Source organism: Ruegeria sp. BG8, from assembly GCF_056538325.1.
Genome location: NZ_JBQFSZ010000001.1, coordinates 24172 through 48886, shown reverse-complemented (window position 1 = coordinate 48886; position 24715 = coordinate 24172). Strand labels below are relative to the sequence as shown.

Annotated in this window: 20 protein-coding genes and 3 tRNA genes; 14 read left to right on the top strand and 9 right to left on the bottom strand. The window is 54.0% G+C overall.

What is annotated here, in order from left to right:
- Positions 1-27 precede the first annotated feature (27 nt).
- The gene (locus ACR0DG_RS00255; protein ID WP_480693387.1) at positions 28-1527 is read left to right on the top strand and encodes a CoA-acylating methylmalonate-semialdehyde dehydrogenase; all 1500 of its coding nucleotides are present in this window, start codon (positions 28-30) and stop codon (positions 1525-1527) included.
- 178 nt (positions 1528-1705) lie between these two features.
- On the top strand, positions 1706-2305 hold the full coding sequence (locus ACR0DG_RS00250; protein WP_480693386.1) for a L,D-transpeptidase: 600 nt from the start codon (positions 1706-1708) through the stop codon (positions 2303-2305).
- Positions 2306-2354: 49 nt separating this feature from the next.
- On the opposite strand, the gene ACR0DG_RS00245 is transcribed toward ACR0DG_RS00250, so the two are convergent.
- Together ACR0DG_RS00245 and ACR0DG_RS00240 are read right to left on the bottom strand one after the other, a co-directional pair.
- The gene (locus tag ACR0DG_RS00245) at positions 2355-2831 is read right to left on the bottom strand and encodes a fasciclin domain-containing protein (RefSeq protein WP_480693385.1); all 477 of its coding nucleotides are present in this window, start codon (positions 2829-2831) and stop codon (positions 2355-2357) included.
- Positions 2832-2901: 70 nt separating this feature from the next.
- Positions 2902-3753 (bottom strand): class I SAM-dependent methyltransferase, encoded by an 852-nt coding sequence (locus tag ACR0DG_RS00240; RefSeq protein WP_480693384.1) that lies wholly within the window; start codon positions 3751-3753, stop codon positions 2902-2904.
- A 130-nt stretch (positions 3754-3883) separates the two neighbouring features.
- Between ACR0DG_RS00240 and ACR0DG_RS00235 the strand changes: the two genes are divergently transcribed.
- The 6 genes from ACR0DG_RS00235 (at position 3884) to ACR0DG_RS00210 (ending at position 9452) form a co-directional block, all read left to right on the top strand.
- Positions 3884-4999 carry a carboxylate-amine ligase gene (locus ACR0DG_RS00235; protein WP_480693383.1) on the top strand — a complete coding sequence of 372 codons (1116 nt, stop codon included), beginning with the start codon at positions 3884-3886 and terminating at the stop codon, positions 4997-4999.
- A gap of 117 nt (positions 5000-5116) precedes the next feature.
- Entirely contained in the window at positions 5117-6259 is a 1143-nt protein-coding gene (locus ACR0DG_RS00230; RefSeq protein ID WP_480693382.1) for an acyl-CoA dehydrogenase family protein, read from the top strand.
- Between the two features lie 7 nt (positions 6260-6266).
- A complete protein-coding gene (locus ACR0DG_RS00225; protein ID WP_480693381.1) occupies positions 6267-7307 on the top strand; it encodes an enoyl-CoA hydratase/isomerase family protein in 1041 nt (346 codons plus the stop codon).
- A 1-nt stretch (position 7308) separates the two neighbouring features.
- Positions 7309-8181, top strand: coding sequence for a 3-hydroxyisobutyrate dehydrogenase (gene mmsB, locus ACR0DG_RS00220; RefSeq protein WP_480693380.1), 873 nt, complete (start codon positions 7309-7311; stop codon positions 8179-8181).
- Positions 8182-8276: 95 nt separating this feature from the next.
- Positions 8277-8663: a hypothetical protein gene (locus ACR0DG_RS00215; RefSeq protein ID WP_480693379.1), complete on the top strand. Its 387-nt coding sequence runs from the start codon at positions 8277-8279 to the stop codon at positions 8661-8663.
- 132 nt (positions 8664-8795) lie between these two features.
- The gene (locus ACR0DG_RS00210; RefSeq protein WP_480693378.1) at positions 8796-9452 is read left to right on the top strand and encodes a site-2 protease family protein; all 657 of its coding nucleotides are present in this window, start codon (positions 8796-8798) and stop codon (positions 9450-9452) included.
- A 27-nt stretch (positions 9453-9479) separates the two neighbouring features.
- Here the strand turns inward: ACR0DG_RS00210 and uvrA are convergent, their stop codons facing one another.
- The 3 genes from uvrA to ACR0DG_RS00195 form a co-directional block, all read right to left on the bottom strand.
- Positions 9480-12338 (bottom strand): excinuclease ABC subunit UvrA, encoded by a 2859-nt coding sequence (uvrA, locus tag ACR0DG_RS00205; protein ID WP_480693377.1) that lies wholly within the window; start codon positions 12336-12338, stop codon positions 9480-9482.
- A gap of 176 nt (positions 12339-12514) precedes the next feature.
- A tRNA-Asp gene (locus tag ACR0DG_RS00200) sits at positions 12515-12591 on the bottom strand.
- Between the two features lie 45 nt (positions 12592-12636).
- Positions 12637-12713 (bottom strand) — tRNA-Asp (locus ACR0DG_RS00195).
- Positions 12714-13053: 340 nt separating this feature from the next.
- On the opposite strand from ACR0DG_RS00195, the gene ACR0DG_RS00190 reads away from it, so the two are divergent.
- The 5 genes from ACR0DG_RS00190 (at position 13054) to ACR0DG_RS00170 (ending at position 16688) form a co-directional block, all read left to right on the top strand.
- Positions 13054-13788, top strand: coding sequence for a hypothetical protein (locus tag ACR0DG_RS00190; RefSeq protein WP_480693376.1), 735 nt, complete (start codon positions 13054-13056; stop codon positions 13786-13788).
- Positions 13789-13896: 108 nt separating this feature from the next.
- Positions 13897-13971 (top strand) — tRNA-Val (locus ACR0DG_RS00185).
- Positions 13972-14100: 129 nt separating this feature from the next.
- Positions 14101-15108 (top strand): tyrosine-type recombinase/integrase, encoded by a 1008-nt coding sequence (locus tag ACR0DG_RS00180; protein WP_480693375.1) that lies wholly within the window; start codon positions 14101-14103, stop codon positions 15106-15108.
- 537 nt (positions 15109-15645) lie between these two features.
- Positions 15646-16161 carry a hypothetical protein gene (locus ACR0DG_RS00175; protein ID WP_480693374.1) on the top strand — a complete coding sequence of 172 codons (516 nt, stop codon included), beginning with the start codon at positions 15646-15648 and terminating at the stop codon, positions 16159-16161.
- A 44-nt stretch (positions 16162-16205) separates the two neighbouring features.
- On the top strand, positions 16206-16688 hold the full coding sequence (locus ACR0DG_RS00170; protein WP_480693373.1) for a hypothetical protein: 483 nt from the start codon (positions 16206-16208) through the stop codon (positions 16686-16688).
- A gap of 872 nt (positions 16689-17560) precedes the next feature.
- On the opposite strand, the gene ACR0DG_RS00165 is transcribed toward ACR0DG_RS00170, so the two are convergent.
- The 3 genes from ACR0DG_RS00165 to lon form a co-directional block, all read right to left on the bottom strand.
- Positions 17561-18040 (bottom strand): hypothetical protein, encoded by a 480-nt coding sequence (locus ACR0DG_RS00165; RefSeq protein WP_480707010.1) that lies wholly within the window; start codon positions 18038-18040, stop codon positions 17561-17563.
- Between the two features lie 129 nt (positions 18041-18169).
- Positions 18170-19123: a hypothetical protein gene (locus tag ACR0DG_RS00160; RefSeq protein ID WP_480707008.1), complete on the bottom strand. Its 954-nt coding sequence runs from the start codon at positions 19121-19123 to the stop codon at positions 18170-18172.
- A gap of 799 nt (positions 19124-19922) precedes the next feature.
- Positions 19923-22331: an endopeptidase La gene (gene lon / locus ACR0DG_RS00155; protein WP_480693370.1), complete on the bottom strand. Its 2409-nt coding sequence runs from the start codon at positions 22329-22331 to the stop codon at positions 19923-19925.
- A 341-nt stretch (positions 22332-22672) separates the two neighbouring features.
- Between lon and ACR0DG_RS00150 the strand changes: the two genes are divergently transcribed.
- Complete coding sequence (locus tag ACR0DG_RS00150) at positions 22673-23539, top strand: hypothetical protein (RefSeq protein WP_480693369.1); 867 nt, start codon at positions 22673-22675, stop codon at positions 23537-23539.
- Here the strand turns inward: ACR0DG_RS00150 and tgt are convergent.
- A complete protein-coding gene (gene tgt / locus ACR0DG_RS00145; protein WP_480693368.1) occupies positions 23536-24666 on the bottom strand; it encodes a tRNA guanosine(34) transglycosylase Tgt in 1131 nt (376 codons plus the stop codon). The two genes, ACR0DG_RS00150 and tgt, sit on opposite strands and share 4 nt — an antisense overlap.
- Positions 24667-24715 lie beyond the last annotated feature (49 nt).

The window sequence follows — 24715 nt, the reverse complement described above, 5'->3', positions numbered from 1 at the left end:
CGCTCAAAATTATCGGAGGAATTCGCAATGACCGAACTGTCCCACTTCATCAACGGTGAGAACGTCGCTGGCACATCCGGCCGTTTTGACGATGTATTCAACCCGGCCACAGGCGAAGTGCAGTATAAATGCCCGATGGCCAGCGCTGCCGAGACGACAGCCGCGATTGAAAGCGCTGCTGCAGCGCAACCAGAATGGGGTGCGACCAACCCGCAAAGACGCGCGCGTGTCATGATGGCGATGGTTCACCTGATGAATCGCGACATGGACAAATTGGCCGAAGCACTAAGCCGCGAGCACGGCAAAACAATCCCCGATGCCAAGGGTGATCTTCAACGCGGGCTGGAAGTCATCGAATACTGCATTGGCGCACCGCAGATGCTGAAAGGCGAATACACCGATAGCGCTGGCCCCGGCATCGACATGTACTCGATGCGTCAACCGCTGGGCGTTGTGGCGTCGATCATGCCCTTTAACTTCCCGGCCATGATGCCGCTGTGGCACGTGGGTCCGGCGCTTGCCTGCGGTAACGCAGTGGTTCTGAAACCGTCCGAGCGTGATCCTTCTGTTCCATTGATGCTGGCCGAACTGTTCATCGAAGCGGGCCTTCCAAAAGGCGTGTTCCAAGTCGTAAATGGCGACAAAGAGGCCGTCGATACGTTGTTGGATAGCGAAGTCATTCAGGGCGTGTCCTTTGTAGGCTCGACCCCGATTGCGCAATACATCTATTCCCGCGCCACAGCGAATGGCAAACGCGCACAGTGTTTCGGCGGTGCCAAAAACCATATGATCGTCATGCCCGACGCAGATATGGATCAGGCCGCGGACGCATTGGTTGGTGCGGGCTTTGGGGCCGCAGGTGAACGCTGCATGGCTGTTTCCGTCGCTGTCCCAGTCGGAGAAGAGACTGCCGACGCGCTGATCGAAAAGCTGGTACCCCGTATCGAAAAGCTAAAAGTTGGCCCTTATACTGCTGGCGATGACGTCGACATGGGTCCGGTTGTAACCGGTGCTGCCAAAGAGCGTATCCTTGGTCTGATCAATTCTGGCGTCGAACAAGGTGCCAAGCTGGTCGTAGACAATCGGGACTTCAGCTTGCAGGGCTATGAGGACGGCTTCTTTGTCGGGCCTCACCTCTTTGATCATGTCACCCCGGACATGGACATCTACAAGCAAGAGATTTTTGGCCCGGTTCTGTCGACAGTCCGCGCAGGTTCTTACGAAGAAGCGCTGAAACTGGCGATGGACCACGAATACGGAAACGGCACCGCTATTTTCACCCGCGACGGTGACACAGCCCGTGACTTTGCCAGCCGCATTAACATTGGGATGGTCGGTATTAACGTGCCGATCCCGGTTCCGCTGGCCTACCACACCTTTGGCGGCTGGAAGAAATCTATGTTCGGCGACTTAAACCAGCACGGACCAGACAGCTTCAAGTTTTACACCCGCACCAAAACCGTGACGGCCCGGTGGCCATCAGGCATCAAGGAGGGCGGCGAGTTCAACTTCAAAGCCATGGACTAAGTCTTTTCGACACCAGAAACCGGCCCCTGTGGGCCGGTTTTTTCGGCGGCGACCTGCCAAAACCCACGTTTTTGTGAGCCTCACGATAAATTCAGACTGCAACATCTTTAAAAAGCGGGTCTTTCCCAATATTTTTAGGCTAAATTAAGCTCGAGCAGTTTCTGATCCGGAGGCGAAATTGTCTAATCCTCGTATCACCCGTCGCTCTGCCTTATTGGGGGCAGCATCCTTTTTGGCGACGCCTGCGCTTGTCCGCGCGCAAAGTACTGATGCTTTCCCGCAATCCGAAGATGCGATCAGCACGCAACTTCCGGTGCGTCGTAACGTGTCGTCCTTTTCTCAGCAGAACTGGCAGGATCATTTTGATGAGTTAGGTGCCGGTTGCCTGCTGGCAGATATCACAAGCCGCGCCGTGCACTACTGGGGGCCCGACGGGACGTACAAACTGTACCCCAGTTCTGTTCCGATGAGCGAAGAGTTGACCAAGCGTGGATATACCGAAGTTGTCCGCAAGCGCGAGCACCCAAGCTGGACCCCCACCGCGTCCATGCGTGAGCGTGATCCGTCCCTGCCGATCCGGATGGAAGGCGGCGACCCGGGTAACCCGCTGGGTACACGCGCGATGTATCTGGGATGGCCTGCTTATCTGGTGCATGGCACCCACGATACGCGCAAGATTGGACGGCAAAGCTCGTCCGGGTGCATCGGACTTTATAATCAGCACGTCGAGGAATTGTATCCTCTGGTCCAGATCGGAACCCAAGTCCGTCTGGTCTGACAAAAAAGCCCCGGCCGCAAGGACCGGGGCTTTTTTGTTAATATCAATCTTATTCCGGCAAGATTACCGAGTCGACGACGTGGATCACACCGTTGCTTGTCTCAATATCGGCCTGCACAACTTCGGCATCGTTCACCTTGACGCCGCGCTTGGCGTTGACGCTCAGGCGGTCGCCCTGAACCGTCAGAACCTTGGCGCGTTTACCAGCGATGTCACCGGACATCACCTTCGCAGGCACAACGTGATAGGTAAGGATCTCGACCAGCTGATCTTTGTTTTCCGGCAGAAGCAGGGTTTCAACTGTACCTTCAGGCAGAGCCGCGAATGCCTCATCAGTCGGGGCAAAAACTGTGAACGGGCCATCACCCTTCAGGGTTTCGACCAGACCTGCGGCCTGCACTGCGGCAACCAGAGTGTTGAACGACCCTGCAGATACGGCTGTATCGACGATGTCGGCAGCTTGTGCTTTGACGGGCAGTGTCAGTGCAAGTGCGGCGGCGGCGCCCATGAGTGTGCGACGGAACATGGCTGTAACTCCTCTCCAGCTTGTTATGAAAAGGGTTACGGACCTATCGTCGCACCGGATCACATTGATATCAATTTTCTTTGATCTGCAACCAGATACTCTGTGCCCTGCCGTCCCTTAAGAATGGTAGCGCATCGACTGCATCGGGGCGGTCCTGCTGCAGGTAGTATCCGGGCCAAAGCATTGAAAACGCGCCAGATTGCAAAAGCGCATGCAGCATGTATTGCTCACCCCAGCCAGGGCAGTCATAGAAAAAACGTTTCGGGTATTCATACGGTAAAAAAACATCGTGCACGTGGATCACCACCCCCGGCTTCAGGGTAGGAATGATGCGGCAGAACAGATGCGCGACATCATTGCTCATGCGGACAACATGGCTGGAGTCGATAAAGAGAACGTCCCCAGCCTGAAGCTGGTCGAACACTGTGGGATCAACCTCTTCCAACCGCTTTTGCTCGAATTGATCCACGACATGGGCGATATCTGCGCGCGGATACGGATCAATTGCCGTGATCTTTGTGTCCAGCCCGCCGTCAATAATCGCTTGCCGTGTGACGCGGGTCGAGTTTCCACAGCCGACCTCGATCACTCTTTTGGGCTGAAACCGCCGGATCATGAGATATAGCGCGTCAGCGTCAGGGCTGTCGTAGTATCCGTTTTCCGTTCGGTACCCAGTTTGGTTCCGTTCCGGATCCTTTAGCGCGGCCAAAGCATCGGCGTGTTCGGCATATTCCGAAACCAGCGGGGCAATATCAAACGCCTCCATCCCCGGTGACAACGCATATGCTGGTTTGGTCAATCCACCTGCTTTTTCGAATGCCTCCAGCCGGGCGCGCTCATCGTTTTCGACGACTTTGTCGACAAGCTTTACACCCAACTCGTCCAATGCGGCGTTGATCTTTGGGAATTTCCTGGGTTTCACGCGCGGACTCCGGGTTTTGACAGATACCTGCATGCTGCATATCGCTGTGGCTGGGGGGTTCGCAAGCTAAACACTTGGCAAGAAGTTGAATTCCGTATTCACTGTTCGGAATACAGCAGCGAGGGTCGCCATGCAGCAGGAATACACGCTGGGCATCGAAGAAGAGTATCTTCTGGTCGATCGCGATACGCTTGAACTGGCCGAGGCACCCGCGGCTTTGATGGAAGCGTGTCAAAACGATTTTCAGGGTCAGGTCAGCCCCGAATTCCTGCAATGCCAGATCGAAGTGGGCACCCGCCCCCATCCGACAATCGGCTCAGCGCGGGAAGACCTGAAACGTTTGCGCAGCTGCGTGGCCCAGCGTGCCGCCGAATACAACCTGGCGCCCATCGCCGTATCCTGTCACCCGTTCGCGGATTGGAAAAAACAGCACCATACGCGGAAAGACCGCTACGATGCATTGCATCATGCTTTGGGCGGTGTCGCGCGGCGCATGCTGATTTGCGGTATGCATGTCCATATCGGCATCGAGGACCCTGCCCTGCGCGCAGATTTGATGCCGCAATTATCCTATTTCCTGCCCCATCTTTTGGCTCTGTCCACATCGTCCCCCTATTGGAACGGCGAAGATACTGGCCTTTCATCCTATCGGCTGACCGTTTTTGACAACCTGCCGCGCACAGGGTTGCCGCCAGTACATGCCAGTTGGGGCGATTATGAACGCACCACAGGTATTCTGGTCGAGCTAGGCGTCATAGAAGACACGTCCAAAATCTGGTGGGATCTGCGCCCTTCGCATCGCTTTCCGACCTTGGAAACCCGGATCATGGACGTACAGCCCCGATTGGAACACGCCCTGTCCCTTGCAGCCATGGTGCAGGCACTGACGCGCATGCTGATGCGCTTGAAAGACCGAAATTTGCGGTGGCGCCACTACGATCAGTTTTTGATCGGCGAAAACCGGTGGCGGGCCCAAAGATACGGTGTTGGCGAAGGCATGATCGACTTTGGAGATCGATCCATCAAACCCATGCCCGAACTCATTGGTGAATTGATGGGTATGCTGGCTGAAGATACCGAGGCGCTGGGCACAATGACCGAGCTGGCCCGGCTTCAGCAGATTGCGCAAAACGGAACCTCGGCAACGCGCCAACGCCGCGTTTACGCCGAAGCCGCAGCGCGCGGAGAAGACCCCGGCAGAGCGGTCGTCCGGCATCTGATAGATGAGTTCCACCACGACTTGTGAAGACAGATCCTAAACCGCGGACTCTCGCGCTGTGGCAATTGCTGACCGTGCAAAATTTCTGTAAGGATTAAGAAATAAACACTCGTTCAATTCGACCGGCGACGTGGGAGGCAAGATATGGATTTCGCCCTGACCGAAGAGCAGACAGCGATCTTCGACATGGCATACGACTTTGGGCAAGAACACATCGCCCCGTTTGCCCGCCAATGGGAAGAAGACGGCACAATCCCCAAAGATCTATGGCCGCGCGTGGGCGAACTTGGGTTCGGTGGCTTGTATGTACCCGAGACCAACGGCGGCTCGGGCTTGTCCCGACTTGATGCAACGATGGTTTTTGAGGCGTTGTCGATGGCCTGTCCGTCTGTTGCTGCCTTTCTGTCCATTCACAACATGTGCGCCAAAATGCTGGACAGCTTTGCCGGAGACGACCTCAAAGCCCGCGTTATGCCCGACGTGCTCAGCTTGAACACTGTGCTTAGCTACTGCCTGACGGAACCTGGGTCGGGCTCGGACGCGGCGGCATTGAAAACACGCGCGGACCGCACAAACCTCGGCTACACGCTGAACGGCAGTAAGGCGTTTATCTCTGGCGGTGGCTATTCCGACGCCTATGTCTGCATGGTTCGAACTGGACAAGACGGCCCAAAGGGAATTTCGACCGTTTACGTCGAAGACGGCACCCCAGGTCTAAGCTTTGGCGCGCTTGAGCAGAAGATGGGTTGGAAAAGCCAACCCACGGCGCAGGTGCAATTCGATGATTGTACCATCCCGGCCGAAAACCTTGTCGGCATCGAAGGCGACGGGTTCAAATACGCCATGATGGGCCTTGATGGTGGACGCTTGAATATCGCGTCATGCTCGCTTGGTGCGGCGCAGGCTGGTTTGAATATGACGTTGCAATACATGTCGGAACGCCGCGCCTTTGGTCAATCGATCGACCAGTTTCAGGCTTTGCAGTTCCGTCTGGCCGATATGGAGATCGAGTTGCAGGCTGCGCGCACCTTTTTGCGACAGGCGGCATGGAAACTGGATCAGGATGCTCCGGACGCAACAAAGTTCTGTGCCATGGCCAAGAAGTTCGTCACCGAAACCGGTTCCAAAGTCGTCGACCAATGTCTTCAGTTGCATGGCGGCTACGGATACCTTGCCGACTATGGCATCGAAAAACTGGTCCGCGACCTGCGGGTTCATCAGATCCTTGAGGGCACGAACGAGATCATGCGCGTGATCGTATCCCGGCAAATGATCGCCAACCGCTGAGGATCAGATGGCAGATATCGACATTCGAACCACGGGCCGCGCTGGGCGCATCACCCTCACTCGCCCGTCAGCTCTGAACGCTCTCAGTTACGATATGTGCATGGCTATTGATGCCACGCTGCGTAACTGGCGCGAAGACGATTCAATTGACCTGATCATTCTGGACGCCGAAGGTGAAAAGGCGTTTTGCGCTGGTGGCGATATCGCCGAATTGTATGACACAGGCACACAAGGTGACTTCAGCTATGGCCGCACGTTCTGGCGCGACGAGTATCGACTGAATGCCCTGATCTTCGAATACCCCAAACCAATCGTGAGCTTTTTGCAAGGCTTCACTATGGGCGGAGGCGTAGGTATCGGGTGCCACGGAAGCCATCGCGTTGTCGGCGAAAGCAGTCAGATCGCCCTTCCTGAATGTGGAATTGGGCTGGTTCCTGATGTCGGAAGCACCTTGATGCTGTCGCTCGCACCCGGCCGGATCGGAGAATACCTAGGAACAACCGGTTATCGGATGAACGCAAGTGACGCGATCTTCGCCGGGTTTGCCGATCACTACATACCACAGGCGAATTGGCCTAACCTAATCGAAATGCTTGAGGCTTCGGGTGATCCTGAGCATTTGGCCAGCCATGCGGAAACGCCGCAGGACAGTGCCTTGGCAAGCATTCAAACCGATATAGACGCGTGTTTTGACGGCGAAACCTTGCAGGACGTTCTAAACACCTTACGCCATTCCGACAAAGAGATCGCCGCGAATGCCTTAAAGCTTATGAACCGTAGTGCGCCGCTTTCGATGGCATGCACGATTGAGATACTCCATCGGCTGCGTTCCACCAACCTGAGCATCAGAAAAGCGCTTGAACTGGAATACCGGTTTACATTTCGCGCGATGGAACATGGTGATTTTCTGGAAGGCATCAGAGCCCAGATCATCGACAAAGATCGCAACCCGCAATGGCGGTACAAAGATCAACCAGTGCCGGCTGTAGACGTTTCAAAAATGCTACAGCCATTGGGTAAGGACACCCTGACATTCGAGGAGGATTGAAATGAAAATCGGGTTTATCGGCCTCGGGAATATGGGAAACCCAATGGCCGCCAATCTGGCCAAAGCCGGACACGAGGTGACCGGTTTTGATATGGCAGATGTTAATGTCCCGGGTGTCAGTATGGCATCGTCCGGGGCCGAAGCCGTTGCCGGAGCGGACATTGTCATAACCATGCTGCCCAACGGCCCAATCCTTCGCTCGGTCGCGGACGAGATCCTGCCTGCCATGGATTCCGGCTCTGTTTGGGTAGACTGTTCTACGGTGGATGTGGACAGCGCACGTGCAGTTGCGGATCAGGCTAGCGCGGTTGGCGTGCAAGCCATGGACGCTCCGGTGTCGGGCGGTATTGGCGGCGCCGCGGCCGGTACGCTGACCTTTATGGCCGGAGGGAGCGACGAAGCCTTTGCCAAGGCCGCCCCGCTGTTTGACATCATGGGTCAGAAAGCGGTGCATTGCGGAGTATCCGGCGCGGGGCAAGCCGCAAAGATCTGCAACAACATGATTTTGGGTGTCACCATGATCGCGACGTGCGAAGCGTTCGCGCTGGCTGACAAGCTTGGGCTGGACCGACAAAAGATGTTCGATGTCGTCAGCACGTCTTCGGGGTATAGCTGGACGATGAACGCCTATTGCCCTGCCCCGGGCGTTGGTCCTGCCAGCCCTGCAGATAATGAATATCAACCCGGTTTTGCTGCAGAACTTATGCTGAAAGACCTGCGTCTTAGCCAACAAGCTGCCGAAAGCTCGGATGCAGATACACCCATGGGTCAATCGGCAACCGAACTCTACGCCCGGTTTGTCGAGGAAGAAGATGGTCTGGGCAAGGATTTCTCGGCGATGTTGCCGCGCTTTGAAAAGCGTGGGCGAAGTTGACACAGCGCTCGGCGTGTTGTCGCCCATAGGGTTGACCCAAAAGCACCGCGTGCGCATGTAATGATGAAACCATATCGTTGTATTCGGAAAACATCATGTCGCGCGCGCTGCCTATCGCACTGTCCATATTGGCTCTGACCCTTAGCCCTGCAGCAGGGATTGCAGGTAATGGAAAAGGGCATAGCAAACACAGTGACAAAGTGTTCCGTGTCGATCCTCAACTGGTAAAAGGCAAAGCCGGACACTGTCCGCCGGGCCTTGCCAAGAAAAACGCTCCCTGTGTCCCTCCTGGTCAGGCGAAGAAACTCTACCGAAATGGGGACTTCATCAACCGCGATTACCGTTGGATCAATGACCCCTATCGCTATGGGCTGCAACGGGGCGGCAGCTATATTCGCGCGGGCGATTACGTCTATCGCGTTGATCCAGAGACGCGGAAAGTGCTGAACCTGATCGGTGCCGTCGCTGATATCCTTTATTGAGAAACGCAGACCTGCGGCCAACGAGCCACAGAATTTGTTGGATTGAACCGCGTTTACGCAACTATGGCGGTAGCTCCTAACTTTTGACGCAATTTAGCGTCACCACGATTCTCGTTATTACGAGGATTGAATATGAACAGCGAAGCCACGATATTTGAGTTCCGCGGCCCGTGGAATGTTCCGATACAGTTTAGTCAAAGCCTGATTTTCCTGGTTCTGATCGTTGTTGGGTTTAACTTTGATCCAGACAGCCTGCCCTACGCGCTTGGATTTGTGGCCATTTTACTTGCCTCAATCCTTCTGCACGAATTGGGTCATGCTTGGGGCTGCCTTGTTCAGGGTATTCCCGTCAAACGCGTGGTCCTTTGGGGCGGCGGCGGGTTTTGCGAACATGCCCGATCAACTTCATCCTATGAGGACGAACTGATTGTTGCGATGGGCCCCATCGTAAACCTTTCCCTGTGGGCAATTTGTTCACTGTTGGAGCCGATGGTTGCCTCGCCCCAGCTTGGATGGGTATTGGCCGTGGCAGCCGAACTGAACTTGTGGCTAACCGTATTTAACATGTTGCCATTGATGCCGCTGGATGGAGGGCGTCTGCTTCATGCCGGCTTGAACAGGGTTGTAACCCCTGACATCGCAACCCGTATCTCGGGTTTTGTCGGCCTGATCGGTGTTCTACTCTGGCTGCCGCTGATGTTCTTTGCCTACTACTATTTCGGCTTTGTTTTTCTGTTTTTCCCGCCGTTATTGCTTCATTGGCACATGCTCAGATACGCCCACTACTAGGCTAAGAAACAACAGCTGCGGCAGAACTTATTCTGCCGCAACCTGTTCAGGATTAAGCATTTGCTTGAGGTAGCGCCCAGTATGACTGCGCTCGACCAGAGCAACCTCTTCCGGGGTGCCAGTCGCAACGATTTCACCGCCGCCATCACCACCTTCGGGACCAATATCAATGATGTGGTCAGCCGTTTTAACCACGTCCAGGTTATGCTCGATCACGACGACGGTGTTTCCCTGATCAACAAGTTCATGCAGAACTTCCAACAGCTTACGGACGTCTTCGAAATGTAATCCTGTGGTTGGCTCATCAAGGATGTACAATGTCCGACCCGTCGAACGTTTGGACAATTCCTTGGACAGCTTGACCCGCTGTGCCTCGCCACCCGACAAAGTCGTGGCTTGCTGGCCCACCTTGATGTAACCCAAACCGACGCGCGCCAGTGCATCCATTTTATCCCGGATCGATGGCACAGCCTTGAAGAACTCTTGTGCATCTTCCACTGTCATATCAAGGACATCGGCGATGGACTTACCCTTGAATTTGATCTCAAGCGTTTCACGGTTGTACCGCGCGCCTTTGCACGTTTCACAGGTCACATAGACGTCCGGTAAAAAGTGCATTTCGATCTTGATGACGCCATCACCCTGGCACGCCTCACACCGGCCACCCTTGACGTTAAAGCTGAAACGACCGGGTTTGTAGCCACGTGCTTTCGCTTCGGGCAATCCCGCAAACCAATCCCGGATTGGGGTGAAGGCACCGGTATAAGTTGCTGGATTTGAACGCGGTGTCCGCCCGATTGGGCGTTGGTCAATATCAATAACTTTGTCCAGATGCTCTAACCCCTTGATGGTTTCACACGGGGCCGGAGTTTGCCGCGCGCCGTTCAGACGCATAGAGGCCGTTTTGAACAGCGTTTCGATGGTCAAAGTTGATTTTCCACCACCGGAAACCCCGGTCACGCACACGAATTTCCCAAGCGGGAATTCGGCCGAAACGTTCTTGAGGTTGTTGCCCGTAGCTTTGACGACTTTGACTTTCTTTTTGTTACCTTTTCGGCGATCCGCCGGTACCGAGATTTCTCTGGTACCCGACAGATACTGACCGGTCATCGACGCCGCATCCGCTGCGATTTCACTTGGTGTTCCTTTGCTCACCACTTGTCCGCCATGCACACCAGCGCCGGGGCCAATATCAAAAACGTAATCGGCCTCGCGGATAGCTTCTTCGTCGTGCTCGACCACAATCACCGTGTTGCCCTGATCGCGAAGGTTCTTCAGCGTTCCAAGCAGCCGGTCATTGTCGCGCTGGTGCAGACCTATCGAGGGTTCGTCCAACACATACAGAACGCCAGTCAAACCTGAGCCGATTTGGCTGGCCAAGCGAATTCGCTGGCTTTCACCACCCGAAAGCGTCCCGCTTGAACGAGACAGTGTAAGATATTCCAAACCAACATTATTCAAAAATCCCAAACGCTCGCGAATTTCCTTGAGAATGGCACGCGCGATCTCATTCTTCTGGGTGCTAAGATGGTTCGGAGCCTGTTCAACCCAGTGCAGAGCGTCTTTGATCGACATTTGAACAACTTCGCCTACATGCAGCCCAGCGATCTTTACCGCAAGCGCTTCGGGCCGCAACCGGAACCCATGGCACGCCCCGCAAGGGCGATTGTTTTGATAGCGTTCGAATTCTTCGCGAATCCAGGCGCTATCTGTCTCACGATAGCGCCGTTCCATATTTGGGATCACGCCTTCAAAGTTGCGCGTTACCTGATAAACGCGGCCACCTTCGTCATAGCGGAACTGTATCTCTTCGTCGCCTGAACCACGCAGGAATACCTGCTGGACCTTTTCAGGCAGATCTTTCCACGCAGTGTTCTTGTCGAATTCGTAGTGCCGGGCAATCGCTTCGATCGTTTGCAGAAAATACGGGGACTTCCCCTTGCGCCACGGCGCTAAGGCACCGTCATACAGCTTAAGTGTCTGGTCGGGAACGACGAGGCGTTCATCAAAAAACAGTTCCACCCCTAACCCGTCGCAATCCGGGCAAGCGCCGAACGGAGCGTTGAAGGAAAAGAGGCGCGGTTCAATTTCAGGGATCGTAAAGCCGCTTACCGGGCAGGCAAAGTTTTCGCTGAACGTTATCCGTTCGGGGTCGCCTTCGCGTGGCGCGGTCTCAAGGATGGCGATCCCATCTGCCAAGTCTAACGCCGTTCGCAGGCTATCCGCCAGCCGGGTTTCCATACCCTCACGCACAACCAGACGATCCACGACCACGTCAATGTCATGGCGGAACTTTTTGTCCAGCGTGGGCGGTTCGTCCAATTCATAGAACTCTCCATCCACCTTTACGCGTTGGAAACCCTGTTTACGGAGCTCCAGGAATTCTTTCTTGTATTCCCCTTTGCGGTCGCGAACGATCGGGGCCAGCAGATAGCCACGTGTGCCCTCCTCCATGGCCATGATGCGGTCCACCATGTCCTGAACCTGCTGGGCTTCGATTGGCAACCCTGTGGCCGGGCTGTAAGGGGTTCCCGCACGTGCAAAAAGCAGTCGAAGATAGTCGTAAATCTCAGTCACGGTTCCTACGGTCGAACGTGGGTTCTTAGAAGTCGTCTTTTGTTCGATCGAAATTGCCGGGGACAATCCGCTGATATGATCTACATCGGGCTTTTCCATCATATCCAGGAACTGGCGCGCATAGGCCGACAGGCTTTCGACATAGCGACGCTGACCCTCGGCATAAATGGTATCAAACGCAAGGGACGACTTACCCGACCCGGACAGCCCGGTGATAACCACCAACTGGTCCCGTGGGATATCTACGTCGATACCTTTGAGGTTATGCTCGCGCGCTCCGCGCACCTCAATATTCTTCAGCTCAGCCATGCTAGGCCCCCAAAACAAAAGTGTCCTAGAAATAGGCGAGCGGCACTGAGTCTCCAACAGAAAAGTTAGAACGAATAGTGAACAATCGGTTTATTGCCGATCTCTACTGACAAATTTCATCACGATTGTCGTTTTGCCGAGCAGGGATCGTCTAAAACCGAAGATTGAGAAAAAAATGGCGCGGTTGACGGGGCTCGAACCCGCGACCCCCGGCGTGACAGGCCGGTACTCTAACCAACTGAGCTACAACCGCGCATCTATTTTCGTGGCCTTTGACCTGGACCAAGGATGGCAGCGATGGCGCGGTTGACGGGGCTCGAACCCGCGACCCCCGGCGTGACAGGCCGGTACTCTAACCAACTGAGCTACAACCGCCCGCTGCACGTTCGTCGCTGAACGTTTGGGTGTATTATGGCTAGGCTCGGGCAGCGTCAAGCGGCGTTTTGAAGTTTTTTCCGAATTCCGGAATTTTACGCCGTGCGTGATTGAATGGCGTGATGCGTACCGACCTGCACACTTGATATAGGCATTCGTTTTCGGGGGCTTCGAAGGCCCAGGCCCAGCACGTGTATATTCGCATGTGTTTACCTGGCAACAGGATAGGAAATTTCCGGCCAACCGATACACCCTGGAGAGGAATCACCATAAGGCTGCGCCCGCTGATCAGGTCTCAATTCAGAACCTGAAGCAACAAAACCAAAAACGGAGCAGAAACGTGAATAAACTGTTTATTTGCAGCGCATTAATTGCATCATTTAGTGTAGGAACTGCGCAAGCCGTCGAAATTTCCGGTGGCTACATTGATTTAGGCTATTCGACTTTCACTGATACCGACCTCGGCGATGTGTACAACCTAAACGGTTCAGGTGAGCTTGCTTTCTCACGCGCATTCAGCGCGCAATTGGACCTGGGAGCATACCGCTTTCAGGACTTTGGTGAAACTGCCACAAACTGGACAGTGCACGGCAACTGGCACACAAGCGGAAACGCCTCTTTCGGTGCATTCTATGGCCAAGAGGATCTGGACGAAGCCGACTTTGACTTCTACGGAATCGAAGCCGGATTTGATGCCGGCCCCGCCGAGATCGAAGGTTACCTGGGCCGTCATGACCTAAGCAATGTCTCTGATCTCGACGGAACTATTTTCGGTATCGCGGCCAAGACTGACCTGAATGACAATTGGGAACTAAACGCCAGTTTTGACATCGTAGACAATTTCATCGGCGCACTGGATTACAACCTGTTTGCCCTTGGTGCTACGTATGCCGCTGCTGACAATGCAGAGGTTTACGGCAAAGTCGGTGTCGCCCATATCTCTTCACCGCTGGTCTCTGGCAGCTCGAATGAGGCCTATATCAACGTGGGTGTACGTGTGAACTTTGGCAACGAACGCGGAACGACTTTTGGACGCCGCGGCGTACTGGCCAGATTGCCTGGTCTGCCGGGATAACAAACAATGCGCCCCGAAACCTTCGGGGCGCGTTTTGCCTGATGTCTTTGGGAAGATATCGACCCTGCCTTGCGCAGCAAAAAGACTCGCGCTAATAGGCCGGCTCATGGGTGATTAGCTCAGTGGTAGAGCGCTTCGTTCACATCGAAGATGTCAGGAGTTCAAATCTCTTATCACCCACCATCAATCTTCTCATTTCATCAAGGACTTAAGCGATTAGCACCTGTTACTGTGCTGCGCATGAAACTGTGCCCGCTGCGCCTCCGCTGCACTTAAACGGAAAAGATGTCTCCAACACAGGAGATATGGGCCATGGCAACAATCGTAAAACGGCCTAGCGGGAAGTGGCAGGCGACTGTTCGGAAGGACGGGCAATCCCGATCCAAGACCTTCCTAAAGCGTGCTGATGCGGCAAAGTGGGCGCGAGAGACGGAGTTAAGCGCCGACAGAGGATTGCTAGCTCCAAGAACCGGTGCCAATGTTCCAGAGATGACTTTGGGTGAGGTACTTCAGAAATATCGGGACGACGTGACCAGCGCAAAACGGTGCGCGAACAATGAAACCTATGCAATCGACGGGTTCCTGCGGAGGGGTCGCAAGCTGGCCGGTATGAAGATCAGCAAGTTACGATCCCCTGACTTTGTCCACTATCGTGACCAGCGCATTAAAGCCATGAAGGCGGCGACTGTGGTGAGGGAGCTGGGTTGGTTACAGCACGCCCTAGATGTCGCCTGTGAGGATTGGGGGCAGAACCTGCCGCAAGGAAACCCGGTCAGACCTGTTCGGAGACCCAAGATTGAAAATCGCCGCGAGAGGCGATTGCAAGAAGGTGAATGGCACGCGCTGTTGGGTGCCGTGAACCAAGCTCGGTCTCCGCTGATGGAACCGCTACTTAAGCTCGCTTTAGCGACCGGGATGCGACGTGGGGAATTGCTGTCAATGCAATGGAAGAACGTCGACCTTGAACGTCGGACAGTGTTCTTGCCTCAAACAAAAAACGGTCGCGCCCGTACTGTTCCTCTCAGCCCAAATGCCGTTGCCGTGTTGATGGACCTGCCACGCGGTGACGAGCGGTGTTTGCCCCTGTCTGGTAACTCCGTGCGATTAGCCTTTGAACGTCTCAGACAACGGGCAGGCGTGGTTGACCTTACATTTCATGACATTCGGCACGAGGCCGTGTCCCGCTTTGTGGAAAGCGGGTTATCGCTGGCACAGGTCCAAATGATCAGCGGGCATCGGGATTTGCGGATGTTGATGCGTTACACGCACCTGCAGACCGATGACATCGTGGCAAAGTTGGCAGCCGTCGAACATGCCTAAATCCGCATGATACTGTGCGGGGTGGTCGTAGTCTCGCGAAGCGTCAGATTTGACCACCCTACCCCCTAACAAGCGACAACAGTGCCCCCTTGCCTTTTGGCTGTCCGGTGGCTGGCTTTCTGTCCCGCGCGCGTTTGGAGATGGCATTAGCCCTTCCTCTTATGAACACACCGGGGTTAGCCCTCCGTCTAATGAACTAATCGGCGTCACCCCTCCCTCAATTGAGCAAAACCCCTCCGTCAATTGAGCATCAGATTGCGCTTGGTCCGCGTTGATCGGGGTGCACTATCATCTTCGACTTTCCTCGCTCCAATGCGAGTGGAGTAGATGGTGCATAAGAACCTGTAAGTAAACATAAAATCACGCAGACCTGTAAGCAAAGGTACTGAATAGAGGGCTATTGATCCCTCCAATTTAACCATTGCGTGTTCACCGGGATTTTCTCCCAGTCGCCCCAACGGGGCAATTCCATTTGCTCGGTATCCACCTGAGCGCATTCCCCAATCTGGTCCAATGGGCCGAACACAGGAGGCTTATATGCCGCATATCACTATTGCCGATAAACCGTGTGGCTATGGAAAATCCACAGAGATCAACCGCAGCTTCAAAAAGTCGGAGAAGTACATTGCGGTTGTGCCTTACCTGAGTGAGGTGGAACGGTTCATCGAAGATGCACGAAAAGGCTCCGATTTCATTCTTACACAACCCGTTAACAACGGTAGCAACAAAAGCGATCACTGCGAGAAGTTGATCCGGGCAGGCAAATCAATCGCTTGTACGCACGCACTTTTCTACCGACTTGGAACTCTGGCAACCCAAGACACCGGGGTTGTGAGATGTACTGAGTTCGACAGCCACGGCAAACCGACAATCGAAGTCGATCACCTACTTGATAGATACAACATGATCATCGACGAAGTCGTAAACCCCTTCGAGGTGGAACAGACAGTCCGAAAAGTTGACTTTGATGCAGCTTACCTCGGCCTTGGCATGGCAAAAACCTCAACACCGTTATGCTTACTTGCGCACGTGACCTGTGGCATGGGGCAGTGACCGGCCAAAAGCCAAAGGCAGGCAGGCTCTCAACGCATACGCGTATGTTCGGACGCGCCCTAAAAGAAGAGATGTACAACAAGGACACAGAAGTCTTTGATGAAGTGTGGACCACAAGCGGCGTTAGCTTCGTGCCAAACACCACACGCGGGACCAATGACCATATTGGGTGCACAACAGCGGTATACCTATATGACCAATACCCCAACCCGCAACTCTTGACCTTCCTAGGCATGAAGCGCGACAGCAAGGAGGCTCATAGGTTCTCTGATGCTTATGCGTTGACCGAACTGGTGCAGTGGCTATTCCGGTCTGCAATACGTGTGGGTGGGCTAAATGGTACCGAACGCGCCTACACACCAAGGCGTAGAGTTACGCTCTACATACCATCTCGGAGAATGCGGAACCTACTGCTGAACTGGCTGCTTTCGGGTGAGGTCAACAGTGGGCCGGTTCGCGCCAAAGGCCAACGACAGATTGAGTTGCTTGCCCGAGTAGAGGGTCGACAGGTGGCGGCAGTAGCCTAATGCCATTCGACATAACAGCGGAACAGACGTTCCTAACCCGTAAAGAGGCCGCCTTGCGCGGCCTTTCTCGTTTCTGGACGGGTCGTCCGTGCAGGTATGGGCACATGGCTGAGCGGTACGTTAGCAACGGCCAATGCGTGCAGTGCAACGCAGAGAAAACAGTGGAGCGGGATCGGAGATGTCGGGCAACCGATCCCTCTTACCGTATGTTTAGGTCGGTACTGAACCGATCAGGACAAGTGCTTATGGGTCGGGCGAGGCCGTCCAACTCGGTCGGCTGCTCTAAGGACACACTCAAGCGGCACATAGAGGCTCGGTTCTCGGACGGCATGACATGGGATCGGTACGGTCAATGGGAGGTGGACCACATTACCCCTCTCTCGGCTGCCCGGTCTTTGGAACACCTCATCGAACTTTGCCACTACAGCAACCTACAACCTCTTTGGAAGCGGGACAACTTAGCAAAGGGCGGGGCATAAGCCTCGCCCGTGCGGGTTGGCATCTGTCTTCTTTGAACACGGTAGGTGTCATAAGTGGTTCTACCGTGACCGTTATTAAGCATTCGGCGCAAAGGCTTAATGCCAACTTTCTCCGCACTCGCTCGTAACAAGTGCTAGTTCGCATGAGACAGCAATCAGATCGCATAATTCTAGGATGTTATGTCCCGAGATCGCGCACAGGCTCGGAGTTTCTAAAGATCATTGCCTATAAGCTATGTCCTGCATTTGCACTGGTGGGTTGCCAACCGTAAGCCGAATTGCCTCTCCAACGCGACGGACGAGCCCGCCACATTGACAACAAGCAAATCACTGAGATGGTGCCAGACATGCCACAACCACGAATTGTTTTCGGCTCAGGCAGGCCGTCAAATCTCAGTTTGGCTGAAAAATTCTCTCCATAAGATAGTAAATGCCCTGCAATGAAGTAATGAAAATACTCCCCAGCATTGCAAACAACGCAAACAACACACACGTCTTCGCACCAAAGATGAAACCCTCGACATAGTCTATTGGAAGTAGGGCAACAACCAATTGCCGGGCGGATGGAAGGACCATCTCAAGAGCTATGGAAAAAAACACCAAAAATAGGCTCGCTACAGATAGATAGCCGAACAGGTAGCAGAGGAACATACGCCTTGTAAGTTGCTCAGAGCCTTCAGTTTGCAAGGTCTTGATATATAGTTCCGGTGCAGGGTCCGGCATAGTTTCATCCATGTGAATGCCCGCAAACGTCGACACCGCCGCCAACGAGGCGATGTAAAAACCGGGCAGCAATGCTGTGGCGCTCACCATCGCTTTGGATACATCTGTCAAAGAAATTCCTGCCGGTGCCAACGCGGTGAACGCGGTCATCCCAGTGGCAAAAGCGATTGGGAACGTAAAGTTGTAGAACCGCATAGAGGGGTGCTCTATGCGTCTATAAGCATACCATCGCGTTACTTCGTACCAGCTCAATGTTCTTCCTCTGTTCTCATTTGAAACCTAGTTGAGAGAGGCAATTTTTGCAAGAAGGCTAGCTTTCATCAGCGCGGCAAACTCTTCAATTATCTTTCCGTCCTTTGACATCGCAGCCATCTTTGTCTGAGTGGGACCGACGTCTATAGACATTACTAGGAACTCATCTAGAGTTACGTTTGCGCCCATTATACGGAAGGCAATCTTGTGTGGCCTACCATCGCGTTTGTAACGATATTCTGCGGCGGTGGCCCTGCCCGGAATTCCTTTGACAAGCTGAATTAGCCCATCAACAGTCTTCGGCAAATTTACCTTTTTGTCGGGGTTTGGAAGAAGAGCAAGCCGTTCTTCGGAACGCAGGTGTGAGACTTTTCCAGCTATCTTCGTCTCTTTTACGTATTTCTGCATGAACAGCCCGACACCCACGCCCTTCTTTAAATCGTCCTCCAAAAAGTCTCTCGGCATACCTGACACGGTGAACATTGGTCGATATGGCTCGGGTTTCTTATTGCCACCCGTCGTTCTTAGCGCTTTCATGGATTGCTGGTCGTCGTCGTAAATTGCTTTGAAAGCTGCACGCAGTAAATCTTGTGTAATCGCCCTTCCCAAACCCTTCGAACTCTCAATTGCAATGTAATAACTGAAGCCGTCTTTAATCGGTTTTGGGACAAGATGGATAGCTACGTGTGCACCGGCTCCACCCCCTTCACCAGCTTCCTTTTCGACAATTCTGGTCTGGAACTTGCCTTTGCCGACAGACTTTGAAAATGCCGGATCGACGTCGTACTCGTCTTTCTTACAGATGTATAGCAGCGCAATCTGCTCATTTTCCTGTATATCAATGTCGGTAATATTGTATTGTCGCGCTCCACCAACTCTCGACATTGAAGTATCGAGCGCGTCTAGCTTTGCTTCCAATAACTTCAACAGGTCTAGCATTTTTTCTGGAAGAACGTGTTTCTTGTTCGTAGTTACGAACATGTCGCAAATAGCGACTTTTCTGTTGTGCTGATCCAATGGCTTACTCTGATTTCAAGACAGTCTTCTGTTACTTTTCATTTTTTCGGTCGCCATGCAACCTATGGCTGAGAGTGCATTTTCGATAAGCTAGAGATCGAAGAGCGTTTTCGTAGCATATCGGCTCGCGGACAGAACCGGGATACTCGTTGGACTTGGCGGGGACGACGGTTCAAACGGCCGCTGCCGTTCTTGAAGCTCAGCACCGAAGCAGTTGCAGGCGGTTAACTAGCTCTACTATCTCACAACTATGCTAGAGGCTTGTACAATGCCACTAACAGAAATGGGGCTGCACAAATAATCACTCTTTATGGACAGAGTTCGGCCCTGAACCGAACAGAAATTTTCGGCAGATTTTTTCGAGCTGGTATCTAAGTATCCTGCGCAGCAAAATCCCCCCGTACACCCCTTTTTATGAGGTGGCCACCGCTGCACATGCGCTGCAATGCTGGTCAGATTTGCAGACAGTTTCTTGGAGCGGAGCACGCTTGTGGGCTTGCGCACTGATTTGGACTATGAGAGGCTCAAACCACTGACAACTCTAGACATCCAACCAATAGGGTGCTGGTAGCGGCAGTGGAATACAGCACCTTGTTGCATGTGAGGATTGGGTAGAGCGCTTCGTTCACATCGAAGATGTCAGGAGTTCAAATCTCTTATCACCCACCATTCCCCTCTTTGCCGGACTAGTCTCACTACCGACGAAGTGCGTGTGTGATAGAACTATGGGCGAGACATAAGCCCCGCCCACAGTTTTCTGAAATTAATGGGTTGTCGCCGCCGCACCCGAGCTGTCGGATGTCTTAGCGGCAGCAGCAGCAGCTTCTTCAGCCGCTTCGTCCCATTCGATCGCTTCAGGCTCACGAACCAATGCCTGCTTCAGCACCTCGGATACATGGGTCACCGGAATAATCTCTAGCCCTTCCTTCACATTGTCGGGAATATCGGCTAGGTCCTTTTCGTTTTCCTCGGGGATAAGCACAGTCTTGATCCCACCACGCAGAGCCGCCAGCAGCTTTTCTTTAAGGCCACCGATCGGCATCGCGTTACCACGCAGTGACACCTCGCCCGTCATGGCGATATCCTTACGAACCGGGATTCCGGTCAGCACGGACACGATGGATGTCACCATCGCCAGACCGGCGCTTGGTCCGTCCTTGGGCGTTGCCCCGTCCGGAACGTGTACGTGAATATCCAACGTGTCGAACTTGGGCGGCTTTACCCCAATCTGCGGAGAGATCGACCGCACATAGGACGAAGCTGCATCAATGGATTCCTTCATCACGTCGCCCAGTTTACCCGTGGTCTTCATTCGACCTTTTCCAGGTAATTTCAGCGCCTCGATGTGCAGCAGGTCACCACCGACCGAAGTCCACGCCAGACCGGTCACAACACCAACCTGATCGTCCTGTTCCGCCAAACCATAACGGAACTTGGGCACGCCAAGGAACTCATCCAAGTTGTCGGGCGTTACCGTAACGGATTCGGCCTCTTTCTTGATGATCTTGGTCAGCGATTTCCGCGCCACCTTGGCGATCTCACGCTCCAGATTCCGAACACCCGCCTCACGGGTATAGGTGCGGATGATGGACTGCAGCGCGTCATCTGTCAGCTCAAACTCCTTGGCTTTGAGGCCGTGGTTTTTGACCTGCTTGCTGATCAGGTGCTGCTTGGCGATCTCGGACTTTTCCTCTTCGGTGTAACCGGCCAGCGGGATGATCTCCATCCGGTCCAGCAGAGGCCCGGGCATGTTGTAACTGTTCGACGTGGTCAGGAACATCACGTTGGACAGGTCGTATTCGACCTCAAGGTAGTGGTCCATAAACGTGCTGTTCTGTTCTGGGTCCAACACTTCGAGCATGGCCGAGGCCGGGTCGCCACGGAAATCCTGCCCCATCTTGTCGATTTCATCCAACAAGATCAGCGGGTTCGTGGTTTTCGCCTTTTTCAGCGCTTGAATGATCTTACCGGGCATCGAGCCGATGTAAGTCCGGCGGTGACCCCGAATCTCGGATTCGTCGCGCACGCCACCAAGCGAGATGCGAATGAACTCACGCCCGGTCGCCTTGGCAACCGACTTACCCAGCGAGGTTTTACCCACACCCGGAGGGCCGACAAGGCACAGGATCGGGCCCTTCAGCTTTTTCGAGCGCTGCTGGACCGCCAGATACTCAACGATCCGCTCTTTGACCTTCTCAAGCCCATAGTGATCGGCATCCAGAATGTCTTGCGCGCGACCCAGGTCCTTTTTGACACGCGATTTCGTGCCCCACGGCAAGGCGAGGATCCAATCCAGATAGTTGCGCACCACGGTAGCTTCGGCCGACATGGGCGACATGTTCTTGAGCTTTTTCAGCTCGCCCTCCGCCTTCTCGCGCGCTTCCTTGGACAGTTTGGTCTCAGTGATCTTGGCTTCCAGTTCGGCAACTTCGTTACTGCCGTCCTCTCCATCGCCAAGCTCCTTCTGAATGGCTTTCATCTGCTCATTCAGGTAGTACTCGCGCTGCGTCTTCTCCATCTGGGATTTGACGCGGGTTTTGATCTTTTTCTCGACCTGCAACACCGACATCTCGCCCTGCATCAGGCCGTAGACCTTTTCAAGCCGCTCGCTGACCGAAAGCGTCTCAAGCAGTTCCTGCTTTTGCTCGACTTCAATGCCCAAGTGACCGGACACAAGATCAGCCAGTTTTGCGGGCTCTGTGGTCTCGCCAACAGCAGTCAGCGCTTCTTCGGGGATGTTCTTGCGTACTTTGGCATAACGCTCGAATTCGTCCGCGACGGTGCGCAAAAGTGCCTCGGTCGTAGTCACGTCGCCGGGTATCTCGGTCAGATATTCCGCGCGTGCCTCAAAGAACTCTTCGTTTTCCAGAAACTCGGTGATCTGCACGCGTGCTTGCCCTTCGACCAGCACCTTCACAGTGCCGTCCGGCAGTTTCAGCAACTGCAAAACGTTTGCCAGAACACCGGACCGGTAAATCCCGTCCTCGACCGGATCATCGTCGCCCGGATCAATCTGGCTGGACAGCAGAATCTGCTTGTCGTCCTGCATCACTTCTTCCAGTGCGCGGACGGATTTTTCCCGACCCACAAACAGCGGCACGATCATATGTGGGAACACCACGATGTCGCGCAGCGGCAGTACAGGGTACGAGGAATTAAGAGGCTCTTGCATGCTCTATCCTTATCATTGGCAAGACGGCACCGGTCCCTTCTAGAGGCAACGCCTGACCGTCTCCTGTTTGGACGATAAAGGTGGGGCTTCCGTGCCCTTTTTCAACCTCATCGCCGGGTTTTCAAGTTGCAGAATGAACGTTGTGCCCGGCAAGGGCAAGGCGACATTCATGACGCTTTGACAAATTTTGGGGATAAGTAACACCGGTTTGAAAAAGCTGTGAAAAACGCGCGCCATTGTCCAGCGATGGTCAAAGTTTAGCCCAAATACAAACGTCTTGTTATGGCAAAACAACCTTCAGTTGCCTCAGGCAACATCGTTCGTATGGACCTGACAGCCAAATGATAACACGCATTTTTCTTCAATATCGGCGATTTGTTCTGTGCAGTGTTTTGCTGTCGATCTTCTATGCCTTCGGAATCGCATTTGGCTATGCAGACTGGCCCGTAGAAGTCCGTGGCCCCTTAGCGGTGGTCGCAGCGGCAATCGTCCTTGCAATCTGCGTGGGCACTCCGATCGTTGTACTGGCCGTTATTGCGCCAGTTCTCTTGCCTCTCCTCGAAGTGTTCTTGGTTGGCCTGACATTTGCCATGATAATTGACCAAGGTATTCGGACCTTTGCGCCCGCGTTTGAAATTCCAACTTGGGCAAGCTGTGTTTTACTCGGCCTGCTGCCATTGGCCGTTTTTTCAGCACTATATGGACCTTGGTTTTCAGATGTTTACAGGAAGGACATGAAGAAGCACACCAAGAGGTTTCGTCTTGTCGGAACGCCCGAGGAAATTTGGCGAGCCTTTTTCCCGACCCCCGAAAACCAAAACGCCTTTTATTGGCCAAACGTGGAATACATGCCGTCAGGGCACAACAGCGATGCCAGTTTTGTCATGACCCTTCCGCGGCGGGACGGTTTTGAGAATGGCACGCTGGAGGTCTATGTTGAACACGCCGAGCCTTACACGGCATTCCGGTACCGCGCAAAATCAAAACCCGGTGGCTGGGACCCGGATCAAATCGTTGAGGTCAAAATTTTTCCAAAAGGGAACAAGTGCATCGTCGAATATACACGACAATTGATTAATGTTCCCGCTGGGCGGCGACTATTCCTGTACCTGTCCAATGACTTTCGGGACACCGTTCACAGCATGAAGCGTCGCTTTCAGGGGCGACGGGATGGAACGCTTCAGGGACGCCAGATGCTGCGCGGCTAAATAGGTTCGATATCGCCTTGCGCGCGTTGCGCATGGAAATCAGCCTGCCACAGATCGAATCTCCCTGCGGATATTGCAATTCGCATACCCTGCATAATCTCTTGAAAGTAATGAAGGTTATGCCATGTCAGCAGCATACCTGAGATCATCTCGTTGGCGCGGAAAACGTGATGCAAGTAGGCCCGGGAATAATGCGAACACGCGGGGCATGTGCATTTTTCATCCAGTGGCCTAGGATCGTCAGCGTGGCGGGCGTTTTTGATGTTCACGACACCGTAACGTGTAAAGACCTGCCCCGTCCGCCCCGACCGAGACGGCAGTACACAATCCATCATATCTATACCCCGCGCAACCGCACCGACGATATCATCAGGTTTGCCGACCCCCATCAGGTAGCGCGGTTTGTCTTGCGGCAGCATATCAGGGGCGAAATCCAGGACGCTAAACATGGCCTCCTGACCTTCTCCAACGGCCAGACCGCCGACAGCGTACCCTTCAAACCCGATCTCCTTAAGTGATTGGGCGGACTCCTCACGAAAATCCTGCTCTAGCCCACCTTGTTGAATACCAAACAAAGCATGCCCCGGCCGATCACCGAACGCATCGCGCGAACGCTGCGCCCACCGCATTGAAAGCCGCATCGACTCGGCAATGCGATCCCGATCCGCGGGCAAGGCAGGGCATTCGTCAAAACACATCACGATATCTGACCCGAGCAATCGCTGGATTTGCATGGAACGTTCAGGTGTAAGTTCATGTTTCGAACCATCAATATGGGATTTGAAGGTCACGCCTTTTTCCGTCAATTTTCGCAACCCGGCCAGCGACATGACCTGAAACCCACCCGAGTCCGTCAGGATCGGTCGTTCCCAATTCATGAACTTATGCAATCCACCCAGACGGTCGATCCTTTCGGCCGTCGGACGCAACATCAGGTGGTAAGTATTGCCCAACAGAATGTCCGCGCCAGTTTCTCGCACGCTTTCGGGCATCATCGCTTTGACTGTCGCCGCGGTTCCAACCGGCATGAAAGCGGGCGTCCGCACATCGCCACGTGGTGTACGAATTACACCGGTCCGGGCCTTGCCGTCTGTGGCTTTCAAATCAAATGAGAAACGGTCGGTCATTGGGGCCTCAGGGTATCAGAACCGGCCAGCATTTGCCTGATCTAAGTGC

Bases quoted from the DNA above. Each gene is read 5' to 3' on its own strand.
- tgt (WP_480693368.1), bottom strand. From the start codon at position 24,666: ATGACCGACCGTTTCTCATTTGATTTGAAAGCCACAGACGGCAAGGCC.
- ACR0DG_RS00175 (WP_480693374.1), top strand. From the start codon at position 15,646: ATGCCGCATATCACTATTGCCGATAAACCGTGTGGCTATGGAAAATCC.
- ACR0DG_RS00245 (WP_480693385.1), bottom strand. From the start codon at position 2,831: ATGTTCCGTCGCACACTCATGGGCGCCGCCGCCGCACTTGCACTGACA.
- uvrA (WP_480693377.1), bottom strand. From the start codon at position 12,338: ATGGCTGAGCTGAAGAATATTGAGGTGCGCGGAGCGCGCGAGCATAAC.
- mmsB (WP_480693380.1), top strand. From the start codon at position 7,309: ATGAAAATCGGGTTTATCGGCCTCGGGAATATGGGAAACCCAATGGCC.
- lon (WP_480693370.1), bottom strand. From the start codon at position 22,331: ATGCAAGAGCCTCTTAATTCCTCGTACCCTGTACTGCCGCTGCGCGAC.
- ACR0DG_RS00165 (WP_480707010.1), bottom strand. From the start codon at position 18,040: ATGACCGCGTTCACCGCGTTGGCACCGGCAGGAATTTCTTTGACAGAT.
- ACR0DG_RS00215 (WP_480693379.1), top strand. From the start codon at position 8,277: ATGTCGCGCGCGCTGCCTATCGCACTGTCCATATTGGCTCTGACCCTT.
- ACR0DG_RS00225 (WP_480693381.1), top strand. From the start codon at position 6,267: ATGGCAGATATCGACATTCGAACCACGGGCCGCGCTGGGCGCATCACC.
- ACR0DG_RS00150 (WP_480693369.1), top strand. From the start codon at position 22,673: ATGATAACACGCATTTTTCTTCAATATCGGCGATTTGTTCTGTGCAGT.
- ACR0DG_RS00230 (WP_480693382.1), top strand. From the start codon at position 5,117: ATGGATTTCGCCCTGACCGAAGAGCAGACAGCGATCTTCGACATGGCA.
- ACR0DG_RS00160 (WP_480707008.1), bottom strand. From the start codon at position 19,123: ATGTTCGTAACTACGAACAAGAAACACGTTCTTCCAGAAAAAATGCTA.
- ACR0DG_RS00255 (WP_480693387.1), top strand. From the start codon at position 28: ATGACCGAACTGTCCCACTTCATCAACGGTGAGAACGTCGCTGGCACA.
- ACR0DG_RS00180 (WP_480693375.1), top strand. From the start codon at position 14,101: ATGGCAACAATCGTAAAACGGCCTAGCGGGAAGTGGCAGGCGACTGTT.
- ACR0DG_RS00210 (WP_480693378.1), top strand. From the start codon at position 8,796: ATGAACAGCGAAGCCACGATATTTGAGTTCCGCGGCCCGTGGAATGTT.
- ACR0DG_RS00170 (WP_480693373.1), top strand. From the start codon at position 16,206: ATGTTCGGACGCGCCCTAAAAGAAGAGATGTACAACAAGGACACAGAA.
- ACR0DG_RS00235 (WP_480693383.1), top strand. From the start codon at position 3,884: ATGCAGCAGGAATACACGCTGGGCATCGAAGAAGAGTATCTTCTGGTC.